The following is a 12,658-nucleotide window of genomic DNA, read 5'->3' on the forward strand; positions in this document are numbered from 1 at the left end:
AGAGATGCAAAATGGGTACAAGTACAATGAGTCCTTATTTTGGCATTGTCGTCTCATTAGTCGCTTTTGGAATAGGGACATTCTTATTTAAAAAATCAAAAGGTTTCTTCTTGTTCACCCCGCTGTTTGTGGCGATGGTACTGGGCATTTTATTTTTGAAAGTTGGCGGTTTTTCCTACGCAGATTATAATGAGGGCGGCAAGATTATCAAATTTTTCTTAGAGCCTGCCACGATTGCTTTCGCTATCCCGCTTTATAAGCAAAGAGCCTTGCTTAAAAAATATTGGTGGCAAATTTTATCCGCTATTTTTGTAGGTTCACTTTGTTCCATTACGATCGTATACCTCGTAGCAAAAGGAATTCATTTAGATGCGGCTGTGATGAAAAGCATGCTTCCACAAGCAGCGACAACAGCGATTGCTCTCCCGATTGCAAAGGATATTGGCGGAATTGCAGATATCACAGCCTTTGCGGTCATATTTAATGCCGTCATTGTCTATGCACTAGGTGCCTTCTTCTTAAAATTGTTTCGCATTAAAAACCCAGTGGCAAAAGGTCTTGCACTTGGTACATCAGGACATGCGCTTGGGGTTTCTGTTGGAATTGAGATGGGAGAAGTAGAAGCAGCTATGGCAAGTATCGCCGTTGTGGTCGTAGGGGTTGTGACAGTTATCGTCATCCCGATCTTTATGCAATTGATTCTTTGATGGCGTCATTGTGTGAAAAAGTCTTGCCCAATTCGTCTCATCATGTTACACTGAAAAAGTTGTTTCAAGAGTTCGGTTACTTGACGGACAAATGAAAATTGTGTAGAATAGTTAACGAATTGAATAGATATCACAAGCAGAAGCACCCGCTTCTCACCTGATTGACACATGTTTGTAGTTGACAGGTTGACCGTACATTTATTTTTTCATGCAAATGTTCGCAGTGTGGGTGTTTTATATGCCCACACTTTTTGTTTGCCTGTAAAACATACAACGAAATGGTCAAAATGAATTGTGAACTCAATTCAAAATCTCATGGAGGTGGCTCACTATTAGCAAAGATCAATTAGTTAATGAAGGTATTCGTGCGCGTGAAGTTCGTTTGATCGGACAAAATGGCGATCAGCTTGGGATTAAAACCCGCCAGGAAGCTCTGGAAATTGCTGCTAAAGCTAATCTTGACCTTGTGTTAGTTGCTGCAAATGCAAAACCACCTGTTTGCCGAATCATGGACTATGGTAAGTTCCGATTCGAACAGCAGAAGAAGGAAAAAGAGGCACGTAAGAATCAAAAAATCATTAGCTTAAAAGAAGTTCGGTTGAGCCCGACAATCGATGAACATGATTTTAACACGAAGCTCCGTAATGCAATCAAATTCCTTGAAAAGGGAGATAAAGTGAAAGCTTCTATCCGCTTTAAAGGCCGTGCGATTACGCATAAAGAAATCGGACAGCGCGTGTTAGACCGTTTCTCTGAAGCTTGCGCTGAAGTAGCAACAGTAGAAACAAAACCTAAGATGGACGGACGCAGCATGTTCCTCATGCTTGCACCAAAAGTCGAAAAGTAAAGTAACAGAGGGAGGAAACATCCAATGCCAAAAATGAAAACTCACCGCGGATCTGCTAAACGTTTCAAAAAAACAGGTTCTGGTAAACTTAAACGTTCTCATGCGTACACAAGTCACTTGTTCGCTAACAAATCTACAAAGCAAAAACGTAAATTGCGTAAGAGCGCAATCGTAAGTGCTGGAGATTTCAAACGTATCAAACAACAACTTGCAAACATTAAGTAATTTGGAATAGGAATCATAGGAGGGAATTACAATGCCAAGAGTAAAAGGCGGAACTGTGTCGCGTCAGCGTCGTAAAAAGGTTCTTAAATTAGCAAAAGGTTATTTCGGTTCAAAACATAGATTATACAAAGTAGCAAACCAACAGGTGATGAAATCTGGAAACTACGCTTTCCGTGACCGTCGTCAGAAAAAACGTGACTTCCGTAAACTATGGATCACTCGTATCAACGCTGCAGCTCGTATGAACGGTCTTTCTTACAGCCGTTTAATGCATGGCTTAAAGCTTTCTGGTATCGAAGTAAACCGCAAAATGCTTGCTGACCTTGCTGTGAATGACCTAAATGCATTCAATCAGCTTGCTGATGCTGCAAAAGCACAACTAGACAAGTAAGTTTTATAAAAGATCATTCCTTTGAGGGGTGATCTTTTTTTCTCATCATGTGAGGTGAAATGAATGAATATGGCTTTGATCCTGCTGCTTATTTTAGTGAATGGCTACGGCTTTTTTCTCATGGGTGAGGATAAACGCCGGGCCAAAGCACATAAATGGAGAATTTCAGAGGCGCATTTATGGAGTGCAGCGGTGCTTTTTGGCGCCGCTGGATCGTATCTAGGAATGCAGTATTTCCGGCATAAAACAAAGCATCCTGCCTTTCAAATCGGCATGCCTGTATTAATGATTTTGCAGTTGATCCTATTGGGATATATCCAAGTTATTTGAAAAAGGAGCAGACGCCATCAGGACGGCGTGTCTGCTCCTTTTTTTTGTTTGATTTTTTTAATGGGCTGATCCCAATCAATTTTGGTTTGAGGATAACGCTCGATAATGTTTTCCTCTAGTTTTTCAAAGTCTTCTAATGTAAATTCACTCAGCTTCTCAGGTGACTCCGTCCAAACGTAAATGGAGTGGACAAACAGAGGATGATCCTTAGAAGGAACATGCTTCTCCCCTTCAAACAAGACACCTTTATAGACGAAATTAAAGTTTTTGCGCGCATTTTGCTGTTCGTCCATAAAATAAAAGCCTTCTTTTAATTGTGCTTGTTTCAGCTTTCTTCTCGGATTTGAGAAGAATTTTACCGCCATGTAGAAGATGTAGACAAGCAGTGCAACAAGAGCTAGTCTCATGAGGATTACAAACATGACAGGATGCACCTCCAATACCGTTATCTGATGTACTACGAATGAAAACGCCAAAAGGTTTCAACTTTTTTAAAAAAAATATTTCGTAAAACGAAAAAATATTCATAAAAAGATCGTATTGAACGAAAGAGGTTTTGTATAATAAGAATGCACCATGAAGATAAAGGAGGATAAATGGAATGACAAAGCTAGATCAAACATTAACTATGCTGAAAGACCTAACGGATGCAAAAGGGATCCCAGGAAATGAACGTGATGTCAAAAAAGTCATGCAGACATACATAGAATCATATGCAGATGAAGTCTCTACAGACCGACTTGGCAGCTTGATCGCTAAGAAGGAAGGAAACGCAAACGGGCCTAAAATTATGCTCGCAGGTCACTTAGATGAAGTAGGATTCATGGTGACAAAAATTGATGACAAAGGCTACATTCGTTTTCAAACAGTCGGCGGATGGTGGTCACAGGTCATGCTCGCTCAGCGTGTCACCATTGTGACGAAAAAGGGTGAGATTACAGGGGTCATTGGTTCAAAACCACCACACGTCTTGTCACCTGAAGCTCGCAAAAAGTCAATTGAGATAACGGATATGTTTATTGATATTGGGGCTTCAAGCAAAGAACAGGCAATGGAGTGGGGTGTGCTGCCTGGAGATCAAATCGTTCCTTACTTTGAGTTTACAGTCATGAATGATGAAAAAATGCTCCTTGCAAAAGCATGGGACAACCGCATTGGCTGTGCAGTGGCCATTGATGTCATGAAAAACTTACACAATGCTCAGCATGAGAATATTGCTTACAGCGTCGCAACTGTCCAAGAGGAAGTAGGCCTGCGCGGAGCCAAAACAGCAGCGGCTACGATTCAGCCTGATATTGGATTTGCCATTGATGTAGGTGTGGCAGGAGATACACCAGGCATCACTGAGAAAGAAGCAACAAGCAAACTTGGCAAAGGCCCAACGATTGTTGTCTTTGATGCTTCAATGGTCTCTCATAAAGGACTTCGTGATTTTGTTGTCCAAACAGCGGATGAGCTGAACATTCCTTATCAATATGACTCAATGCCTGGCGGCGGGACAGATGCTGGCGGTATTCATTTAACGGGTCATGGTGTTCCATCACTATCTATCGGAATTCCGAGCAGATATATTCATACCCATGCTGCAATGATTCACCGAGATGATTATGAAAATGCAGTGAAGCTTTTAACAGAAGTGATCAAAAGACTTGATCAAAAAACTGTCGAACAAATTACGTACGGTTCATAAGTAAGGAAGCCTTTCCTCAGCAGGGGAAAGGCTTTTTTTATTGAATTTCCCAGGAAATGAACGGTGTTTTTTCAAGATGCGCCAAAAGAACTGTTTTTGGTAAAAGAAGAGAATGTTTCCTAGTGAATAAGGCACATGTGATCAAGCGTTTATTTTTGTAAGATGAAAGCAATAAAAAGGACAGAGCCATAGAATGCCCTGCCAAAAGAGAGTTTATGGAAGTAGGTGAAGCTACCTTAAGAATAAACATATTATTCTTATTTGTCAAATTGGTTTTAAAAGAAAGAAAAATCAATCAATTTATGTTATATTTGTAACAAATTGTTTATACAAAGGGGATGGTTAAATGAATGCGGTTACAATTGTAATAGGATCTATGTGTATTTTAGCGATTGCCTATCGTCTTTATGGCACATTTATGATGGTCAAGGTATTAAAGGTGACAGATGATCATCCTACACCGGCTCACACACTAGAGGACGGGAAAGATTATGTGCCGACAAATAAATGGGTCACATTTGGGCATCACTTTGCTGCGATTGCAGCTGCTGGTCCGTTAGTGGGTCCGATTTTAGCCGCTCAATTTGGGTATTTACCTGGTCTCCTTTGGCTTTTAATTGGTGCAGTCATAGGCGGAGCTGTACATGATCTAGTCGTCTTATTTGCGTCGATGCGTAAAAAGGGGAAATCATTATCAGAGGTAGCGAAGGAAGAGCTGGGACCTGTTGCAGGATTTTGTACAGGGCTTGCGATGCTGTTTATTATTACCATCACAATGGCAGGTTTGTCTATGGTTGTGCTTCATGCTTTAGAACGAAACCCTTGGGGGACATTTGCAGTTGGAATCACGATTCCGATTGCGATGGGGGTTGGTCTGTATTATAAAAAAACAGGCAATTTAAAGCTGGCGACATCTGCGGGATTTATTTTGCTGATGTTTGGTGTATTCCTTGGTCCAAATATTCAAGGAACGGCACTTGGTGATTTTTTAATGCTTGATACAAAAACGCTTGCTCTTGCCCTGCCAATCTATGCCTTTTTTGCTGCGGCTCTGCCAGTTTGGCTGCTGCTTGCACCGAGGGACTATTTAAGTAGTTTTATGAAAATTGGTGTATTCATTGCGCTGATTGCCGGAATCTTTGTCGTGAATCCGTCCATTCAATTCCCGGCGTTTACAGAGTTTGTGAATGGAGGAGGACCTGTATTAGCCGGTCCTGTCTGGCCATTTATTTCGATTACCATTGCTTGCGGTGCCATTTCTGGCTTTCACGCATTTGTTGGTTCAGGGACAACACCTAAGATGCTGGACCGCTGGAGTGATATGAAGCCTGTTGCGTTTGGCGCAATGCTGGTGGAATGCTTAGTTGGGATTATGGCTTTAATTGCGGCTACGGCTTTGCATCCAGGAGATTATTTTGCGATAAACAGTACGCCAGAAGTGTTCCGGACACTCGGTATGAGCGTTGAAAACCTTCCGCAGCTGAGTAAGGAAATCGGCCTTGATTTAGAAGGAAGAACGGGTGGTGCCGTAACATTAGCGGTAGGGATGGCGTATATCTTTACGGGAATTCCGTTCTTTAGTCATTTGGCTTCTTACTTCTTCCAGTTCGTCATTATGTTTGAGGCTGTTTTTATTTTAACCGCTATTGATGCGGGGACACGTGTGGCACGCTATTTGATTCAAGACTTCTTAGGTGAAGCATATAAACCGCTTAAACGAACTGACTGGGTACCTGGTTCGGTGTTTGCAAGTGCGCTTGCTTGTTTTATGTGGGGATACTTACTTTACTCAGGTGACATCGGGTCTATTTGGGCGCTGTTTGGGGTTTCAAATCAGTTAATGGCCTCGGTTGGGTTGATCATCGGTGCAACCGTTGTATTAAAAATTGCAGATAAAAGACGTTATATGCTGACTTGTTTAATTCCGCTAGCTTACTTATATGTGACGGTGAATTATGCAGGCTATTGGATGGTAGCGAATGTATATCTCAATCCTGAAGCATCCGGCTATAGTGTGCTGAATGCGGTGCTTTCGATCATCATGCTGATCTTAGGGTTTGTGATTATTGTGTTTGCGATGAAAAAATGGGTTGAAATCTGGCGTGATCCAGCGCTTCGAATGGAAACGCCTATCACTGGCTAAATAAAAAAGGCCGGCTTGCTTTTATAAGCAAACCGGCTTCTTTTATTGCTGCTGCTGAGGCTTCAAGCCTTGCTCTAATGTTTCAAGGATTTCATTTTTTTCGTTTTCTGATGCTTCTTGCCATAGTACCTCGAACAACACGCCAAGACCTGGCAGCATTTTTTCCTCGCCGCTTTGAATAGCATCTAAAATCGTATGTTCAAGCTGCTCTTGATTATGGCCAGTAATGTTTTGAATGACTGCGCCTCTTAAATTAAAATCCATTGCCCACACTCCTTTTTTGATGGTAATAGCCCTATTCTGTCTCAAAGACAGGTTTATTATGTAGTGTGCATGAGATATAATAAATTCATGATAATCAAAGGAGTTAACGTCGCTTGAAATATATAGAATCAGCTAAAAACACAAACATTAAACAGTGGAAAAAGCTCCATACGAAAAAAGAACGAACGAAAACGGGGCTGTTTCTCGTTGAGGGAATACACTTAGTCGAAGAAGCATTAAAGAGCGGGATTGTGAAGGAATTAATGTTCACTTCGCCCGATATGCTTCCTTCTCATATTCAGCCTGACATTGAGCTTTATGAACTGAGCGAAGAGGCCTTATCTGCCATGACAGAAACAGAAACGCCTCAGCACATTGCCGCGGTCTGTACAGTTCCTGTTTTTGAAGAAAAGAAGGTTGAACGGCTTCTTTTATTAGACGCAGTGCAGGACCCGGGGAATTTAGGCACACTTATTCGAACAGCGGATGCTGCTGGTCTTGATGCTGTGATCTTAGGAGAAGGAACAGTTGATGCGTTTAATGGAAAAACGCTCCGTTCCGCACAAGGGTCTCATTTCCACCTGCCTATCTTAAAGCAAACCCTTAAGCAGGCGATCACGGAATTGAAAGAACGAGGCATTCCTGTATACGGAAGTGCTTTAAAAGATGCGAAAGAGTATAGAAGCGTAACGGCAGAAGGTCCGTTTGCATTAATTGTTGGAAATGAAGGGGCTGGTATTGATCCAGAGATTCTGCAAATGACAGACCAAAATTTATATGTGCCAATGTATGGGCAGGCAGAATCATTAAATGTAGCTGTTGCAGCAGCTGTTCTTGTCTATCATTTGCGTGGATAATGTTGCAACATGCGTTCATTTTCACTATAATGAAACTAATATTTTAAAAACCATGATAGAGGAAGATTGTTTCAAGAAGCGGCCTTATAGGGAGAATGCATCGTAGACTGAAAGTGCATTTAAGGAATGCTGAAACAGGAATTCACCTCTGGAGTTGTCACCGGGACCGCAGGCGTTGATCTGCGTAAAGGTGAACCGGATTCGTTTGATTCCGTTATGTCAATGAAGCTTATTCGCACATGCATTTGTGCTTAACAAGGGTGGTACCGCGACCACAACTCGTCCCTTCTTTTATGGAGGGACGGGTTTTTTTATTGTCTTCAAACGATCAAACAGCCGTTTATCCGAGCGGTTTTGTATATCAAAAGGAGGATTACACTCATGCAAGAAACGTTAAAACAGCTTGAAACAGAGGCGATAGCGAAGGTTGAAGCAGCTAGCTCGCTCAAAGAGGTCAATGATATTCGGGTTCAATATTTAGGGAAAAAAGGACCGATTACAGAAGTACTTCGTGGAATGGGCAAGCTCTCCGCAGAAGAAAGACCGAAAATGGGTGCACTCGCAAACGAAGTAAGAGAGCAGATTGCTGGTGCCATTGCTCAAAAAAATGAACAACTGGAAGCAGAAGAAGTGAAGAAAAAACTTGCTTCTCAAACGATCGATGTTACTTTGCCGGCAAGTCCAATCAAAATGGGGGCAAGACATCCATTAACGATAGTTGTCGAAGACATTGAAGATTTATTTATCGGAATGGGCTATACCGTTGAGGAAGGTCCTGAAGTGGAAACGGATTACTATAACTTTGAAGCATTGAATCTTCCAAAGGAGCATCCGGCACGTGATATGCAGGACAGCTTCTATATTACCGAAGATACACTGATGAGAACACAAACGTCACCAGTTCAAGCACGTACACTTGAGAAATATAAAGGACAAGGTCCTGTGAAGATCATCTGTCCTGGGAAAGTATATAGACGTGACAGTGATGACGCGACTCATTCACATCAATTTATGCAAATTGAAGGGCTTGTCGTCGATCACAATATTAGCATGAGTGATCTAAAAGGAACGCTGGAGACAGTCGCAAGAAAAATGTTTGGAGAAGATCGTGAAATTAGACTGCGTCCAAGCTTTTTCCCATTCACAGAACCGTCTGTTGAAGTTGATGTGTCTTGCTTTAAATGCGGCGGGAAGGGCTGCTCTGTATGTAAAGGAACAGGCTGGATTGAGATTTTAGGTGCAGGAATGGTTCATCCGAATGTCCTGAAAATGAGCGGATTTGATCCAGAAACTTACCAAGGCTTTGCTTTTGGAATGGGTGTGGAACGGATTGCGATGCTGAAATACGGCATTGATGATATTCGCCATTTCTACACAAATGACATTAGATTCACAAAGCAATTCAAGCAGGACTAAGAGGAGGAAATCAACATGTTTGTTTCATATAAATGGTTAGAAGACTATGTCGATTTAGAAGGCATCAAGCCAGATGAATTAGCAGAAAAAATCACAAGAAGCGGAATTGAAGTGGAAGCCGTTGAATATAAAGGTGAAGGCATCAAAGGGGTTGTCGTTGGACACGTCATTGAACGTGAACAGCATCCGAATGCAGATAAATTAAACAAATGTCTTGTTGATATCGGCGAAGACGCACCGGTGCAAATTATTTGCGGGGCTCCGAATGTGGAGAAAGGACAGCATGTGGCCGTCGCAACGGTTGGTGCAGTCCTTCCTGGCAACTTTAAAATTAAAAAAGCAAAACTGCGCGGTGAAGAGTCTCATGGCATGATTTGTTCTCTGCAAGAATTAGGTGTAGAAAGCAAGCTCGTACCAAAAGAATATGCAGAAGGCATTTTTGTTTTCCCGAATGACGTGAAACCAGGGGATGATGCCCTTCAAGCACTTCAATTAGATGATGCAGTACTTGAGCTTGGCTTAACACCAAATCGTGCCGATGCCCTGAATATGCTAGGTGTCGCTTATGAGGTTGCGGCCATTTTAGGAAGAGACATCAAGCTTCCAGATACAGCACATGACACTTCTTCCGAAAAAGCAGCAGACTATATTTCTGTTAAAATTGAGGATCAAGAAGCGAATCCACTTTATGCAGCAAAGATCATTAAAAATGTAAAGGTTGGACCAGCACCGCTTTGGATGCAAACAAGATTGATGAATGCAGGCATCCGTCCAATTAACAACGTCGTGGATATTACAAACTTTGTACTGCTTGAATACGGCCAGCCGCTTCATGCCTTTGACTATGACCGCTTTGGTTCAAAACAGGTGGTCGTTCGTAAAGCGACTGATAGCGAAATCATTCAAACACTCGATGAACAAGAGCGTACATTGTCATCAAAGCATCTTGTCATCACGAATGGAACGAAAGCGCACGCGGTAGCAGGCGTCATGGGCGGCTTTGAATCAGAGGTGCGTGAGGAGACGACGACGATTCTTTTAGAAGCGGCATATTTCAACGGTCAAACAGTCCGTCAAGCATCTAGAGACTTAGGACTTCGCAGTGAATCAAGCACACGATTTGAAAAAGGACTCGATCCGCAGCGTACGAAGCCGGCAGCAGAAAGAGCAGCTCAATTGATCAGCATGTATGCAGGCGGCGAAGTGCTAAGCGGTACAGTTGAGGAAAATCACCTTGAAGCAAGTATGAATGTCATCCATGTATCAACTGAGCGTGTGAACAAGGTGCTTGGAATGAGCATTTCAAAAGAAGATATGATTCAAATTTTCAACAAACTAGGCTTCACAGTCGGCGAATCAAATGATGTTCTTGTCGTAACAGTTCCTTCCCGCAGAATGGATATTACGATTGAAGAAGACCTCATTGAAGAAGTCGCAAGATTATACGGCTACGATAATATTCCATCTACATTGCCTGCGACAGCTGGCACCGTTGGCGGTCTCACGCCATACCAAGTGAAGCGCAGAAAGGTAAGACGTTTCTTAGAGGGCGCAGGACTTTCTCAAGCGATTACGTATTCATTGACGAATCAGCATAAGTCCACAGCTTTTGCCCTGCATCCAGCTTATGAAACGAGGCTTTCTTTGCCAATGAGTGAGGAACGCAGTGTACTAAGACAAAGTCTTCTGCCAAACTTACTTGATTCTGTAGCATATAACTTGGCAAGACAAGCTGATTCATTTGGATTTTATGAAACGGGATCTGTTTTCTTAGCAGAAGCTGAAGGAGCAAAACCGGTGGAAAAAGAACACGTCGCTGGTGCGCTGACAGGCTTATGGCATAAAAATCTTTGGCAGGGCGAGAAAAAAGCCGTCGATTTTTATGTAGCGAAAGGAATTGCTGAAGGGTTGTTCGAAAAGCTTGGTGTGTCAGACCAAATCACATATGTTCAAGCAGAGCGTGAGGGTCTTCACCCAGGGCGAACAGCAGATGTTCACTTAAATGGTAAAGTCATTGGCTTTGTTGCCGCCCTCCATCCAGTTGTTGAAAAAGAATTGGATTTAAAAGAAACGTATGTGTTCGAGCTTGATTTAACAGATGTGATGACATCTGAAACGAAGGATATGAAATATACAGCGATTCCGAGATTCCCTGCTGTGACAAGAGATATCGCACTTGTTGTCGATCAGCATATTTCAAGCGGACAGCTGGAGCGTGTCATTTATGAAGCAGGCGGTCATCTACTCACAGACCTATCTGTATTTGATGTGTACGAAGGGGAACATATGGAAGAAGGCAAAAAATCTGTTGCATTCTCTCTTCAATATTTAAACCCTGAACAAACGTTGACCGAGGAAGAAGTGACGGCTGTTCATACAAAAGTATTGAAAGCACTAGAAGATACGTATCAAGCCGTCTTACGCGGTTAAAGAAAAAAGCTAAGGCCTCATGGGCTTAGCTTTTTTTATAGCATTTTTTTCGCTTTTTGTGTGTTGGCAAAATGCAGCTTTGTAAATTGACGTAAAGCATCTTCACCATGCAGCTTGATGAGCTTGGCGGCGGCCTTGTCTACATGAGGGCCGGCTCCTTTTGGGATGTCAAAGCCTGCAGCCTTTGATAATTTGTCCATTTCAATTAAAAAGGCGTACCTTGCGATAATGGAAGCCGCAGCGACCGACAAATGGATGCCTTCTGCTTTTGTACTAAAATACGTCCGCTCCCGAATGATTTTTTTCCCAGCCAGATGCTTGAAATAAATGCCTGGTTCTGCAAACTGATCAATCAAAATAGCCTCAGGCTGCTGTCCGCCCAGTTTTTCTAGCACAGAGGTAATGACTTGGTTATGAAGCAGTGCCTTCATTTTTCCTTGACTCATGCCCTTTCCCTGCATCGTATTGTACTTTTCATTTCGGAGAACGAGAAGGCTGAACGGAATGGTTTTGATGAGATCTTTGGCAATGTTAATAATTTGCGGATCCTTTAATCCCTTTGAGTCTTTTACGCCAAGCTCTTTCATTAAAGCAAGCTGGCTTGCATCAACATAAGCCGCACAAACTGTAATCGGTCCGAAATAATCACCTGTACCTACTTCATCTGAACCGATGACCGACATGGAAGCGATGCCGGGCGGCGGACTGTACTTTGTAACAGCAGGTGCTTTTTGACTTTTCGTATCAGCTGCTTGCAAGTGGCTGAACTGACTGGCTTCAGCTTCTGCCTTTTGTCCTTGAAAGAGCACTTTCCCAGATCGATAGGCTGTAATCGTACAGCCAGGGACTTTTGCTTGAAAGAGGGCACCTGGCGGCAAAGTGTCTGTTAAATGGTGCGCATACGCGCTCTTCATCTTTTTGAGGTCTTCTGATGTTGCTTTTAAAACGGATTGGGGCACAGTGGATAACTCCTTTTTACCTTGATATCATTGATTTCTAAAGTGTACCATAACAGGGAAGGGCTCGTCTTTCCATTCAATGTCTAAACATGTTATGATAGAGACTAGGATTCTCGTGGAATGGAGGAGAAACGTTGTCTGACGGCGGTAAAACGAAAACAACAGTTGAGATTTACGGACAGTCCTATACGATCATCGGACAAGAAACGAAGATGCATATGCGACATGTTGCGTCAATTGTTGATGATAAAATGAGAGAAATAAATGAAAAAAATCCATACCTTGATATAAACAAATTAGCTGTACTGACAGCAGTCAATGTCGTCCACGACTACTTGAAATTAAAAGAGCAATACGAAAAATTAGAGATTCAGCTAAAAGAAAAGGAATGAAATTACC

At 42.3% G+C, this 12,658-nt stretch carries 14 protein-coding genes and 1 other annotated feature; of the genes, 11 read left to right on the forward strand and 3 right to left on the reverse strand.

Going from position 1 to position 12,658, the window contains the following annotated elements; genetic code table 11:
• Window positions 1–11: 11 nt before the first annotated feature.
• From lrgB to V6Z54_RS13250, 5 genes are all read left to right on the forward strand, one after another.
• The gene (lrgB, locus tag V6Z54_RS13230; RefSeq protein WP_024425719.1) at window positions 12–707 is read left to right on the forward strand and encodes an antiholin-like protein LrgB; all 696 of its coding nucleotides are present in this window, start codon (window positions 12–14) and stop codon (window positions 705–707) included.
• Window positions 708–835: 128 nt separating this feature from the next.
• Window positions 836–967 (forward strand) — a sequence feature (ribosomal protein L20 leader region).
• Between the two features lie 71 nt (window positions 968–1,038).
• The gene (gene infC / locus V6Z54_RS13235; RefSeq protein WP_024425720.1) at window positions 1,039–1,554 is read left to right on the forward strand and encodes a translation initiation factor IF-3; all 516 of its coding nucleotides are present in this window, start codon (window positions 1,039–1,041) and stop codon (window positions 1,552–1,554) included.
• 24 nt (window positions 1,555–1,578) lie between these two features.
• Complete coding sequence (rpmI, locus tag V6Z54_RS13240; protein ID WP_003216324.1) at window positions 1,579–1,779, forward strand: 50S ribosomal protein L35; 201 nt, start codon at window positions 1,579–1,581, stop codon at window positions 1,777–1,779.
• A gap of 31 nt (window positions 1,780–1,810) precedes the next feature.
• Entirely contained in the window at window positions 1,811–2,170 is a 360-nt protein-coding gene (gene rplT / locus V6Z54_RS13245) for a 50S ribosomal protein L20 (RefSeq protein WP_007501659.1), read from the forward strand.
• 63 nt (window positions 2,171–2,233) lie between these two features.
• Window positions 2,234–2,500 (forward strand): DUF1294 domain-containing protein, encoded by a 267-nt coding sequence (locus V6Z54_RS13250; RefSeq protein ID WP_075611749.1) that lies wholly within the window; start codon window positions 2,234–2,236, stop codon window positions 2,498–2,500.
• A gap of 17 nt (window positions 2,501–2,517) precedes the next feature.
• Here V6Z54_RS13250 and V6Z54_RS13255 read toward each other — a convergent pair whose 3' ends face one another.
• Complete coding sequence (locus tag V6Z54_RS13255; protein ID WP_024426127.1) at window positions 2,518–2,922, reverse strand: hypothetical protein; 405 nt, start codon at window positions 2,920–2,922, stop codon at window positions 2,518–2,520.
• 179 nt (window positions 2,923–3,101) lie between these two features.
• Here V6Z54_RS13255 and V6Z54_RS13260 point away from each other — a divergent pair, with 179 nt between their 5' ends.
• Window positions 3,102–4,190, forward strand: a complete 1,089-nt coding sequence (locus V6Z54_RS13260; protein WP_024425723.1) for a M42 family metallopeptidase — start codon at window positions 3,102–3,104, stop codon at window positions 4,188–4,190.
• Between the two features lie 346 nt (window positions 4,191–4,536).
• Window positions 4,537–6,333 (forward strand): carbon starvation protein CstA, encoded by a 1,797-nt coding sequence (cstA, locus tag V6Z54_RS13265; RefSeq protein WP_338527410.1) that lies wholly within the window; start codon window positions 4,537–4,539, stop codon window positions 6,331–6,333.
• 42 nt (window positions 6,334–6,375) lie between these two features.
• Here cstA and sspI read toward each other — a convergent pair whose 3' ends face one another.
• On the reverse strand, window positions 6,376–6,597 hold the full coding sequence (gene sspI / locus V6Z54_RS13270; RefSeq protein WP_024425725.1) for a small acid-soluble spore protein SspI: 222 nt from the start codon (window positions 6,595–6,597) through the stop codon (window positions 6,376–6,378).
• A 113-nt stretch (window positions 6,598–6,710) separates the two neighbouring features.
• Here sspI and V6Z54_RS13275 point away from each other — a divergent pair, with 113 nt between their 5' ends.
• From V6Z54_RS13275 to pheT, 3 genes are all read left to right on the forward strand, one after another.
• Complete coding sequence (locus tag V6Z54_RS13275; RefSeq protein ID WP_041086549.1) at window positions 6,711–7,454, forward strand: RNA methyltransferase; 744 nt, start codon at window positions 6,711–6,713, stop codon at window positions 7,452–7,454.
• 381 nt (window positions 7,455–7,835) lie between these two features.
• On the forward strand, window positions 7,836–8,870 hold the full coding sequence (pheS, locus tag V6Z54_RS13280; protein WP_041086547.1) for a phenylalanine--tRNA ligase subunit alpha: 1,035 nt from the start codon (window positions 7,836–7,838) through the stop codon (window positions 8,868–8,870).
• Window positions 8,871–8,885: 15 nt separating this feature from the next.
• Complete coding sequence (gene pheT / locus V6Z54_RS13285; RefSeq protein ID WP_338527411.1) at window positions 8,886–11,300, forward strand: phenylalanine--tRNA ligase subunit beta; 2,415 nt, start codon at window positions 8,886–8,888, stop codon at window positions 11,298–11,300.
• Window positions 11,301–11,335: 35 nt separating this feature from the next.
• Here pheT and rnhC read toward each other — a convergent pair whose 3' ends face one another.
• Complete coding sequence (gene rnhC, locus V6Z54_RS13290) at window positions 11,336–12,259, reverse strand: ribonuclease HIII (RefSeq protein ID WP_073978755.1); 924 nt, start codon at window positions 12,257–12,259, stop codon at window positions 11,336–11,338.
• Between the two features lie 134 nt (window positions 12,260–12,393).
• Between rnhC and zapA the strand changes: the two genes are divergently transcribed.
• Window positions 12,394–12,651 carry a cell division protein ZapA gene (gene zapA / locus V6Z54_RS13295; RefSeq protein WP_012010831.1) on the forward strand — a complete coding sequence of 86 codons (258 nt, stop codon included), beginning with the start codon at window positions 12,394–12,396 and terminating at the stop codon, window positions 12,649–12,651.
• Window positions 12,652–12,658 lie beyond the last annotated feature (7 nt).

Origin of the sequence: Bacillus sp. MAG717A (genome assembly GCF_036884855.1) — a bacterium.
In the GTDB taxonomy this organism is placed as follows: Bacteria; Bacillota; Bacilli; order Bacillales; family Bacillaceae; genus Bacillus; species Bacillus safensis.

Coding starts and splice junctions, on each gene's coding strand:
- rpmI (WP_003216324.1), top strand. CDS start 1,579: ATGCCAAAAATGAAAACTCACCGCGGATCTGCTAAACGTTTCAAAAAA.
- V6Z54_RS13250 (WP_075611749.1), top strand. CDS start 2,234: ATGAATATGGCTTTGATCCTGCTGCTTATTTTAGTGAATGGCTACGGC.
- V6Z54_RS13255 (WP_024426127.1), bottom strand. CDS start 2,922: ATGTTTGTAATCCTCATGAGACTAGCTCTTGTTGCACTGCTTGTCTAC.
- pheT (WP_338527411.1), top strand. CDS start 8,886: ATGTTTGTTTCATATAAATGGTTAGAAGACTATGTCGATTTAGAAGGC.
- lrgB (WP_024425719.1), top strand. CDS start 12: ATGGGTACAAGTACAATGAGTCCTTATTTTGGCATTGTCGTCTCATTA.
- rplT (WP_007501659.1), top strand. CDS start 1,811: ATGCCAAGAGTAAAAGGCGGAACTGTGTCGCGTCAGCGTCGTAAAAAG.
- cstA (WP_338527410.1), top strand. CDS start 4,537: ATGAATGCGGTTACAATTGTAATAGGATCTATGTGTATTTTAGCGATT.
- V6Z54_RS13260 (WP_024425723.1), top strand. CDS start 3,102: ATGACAAAGCTAGATCAAACATTAACTATGCTGAAAGACCTAACGGAT.
- pheS (WP_041086547.1), top strand. CDS start 7,836: ATGCAAGAAACGTTAAAACAGCTTGAAACAGAGGCGATAGCGAAGGTT.
- sspI (WP_024425725.1), bottom strand. CDS start 6,597: ATGGATTTTAATTTAAGAGGCGCAGTCATTCAAAACATTACTGGCCAT.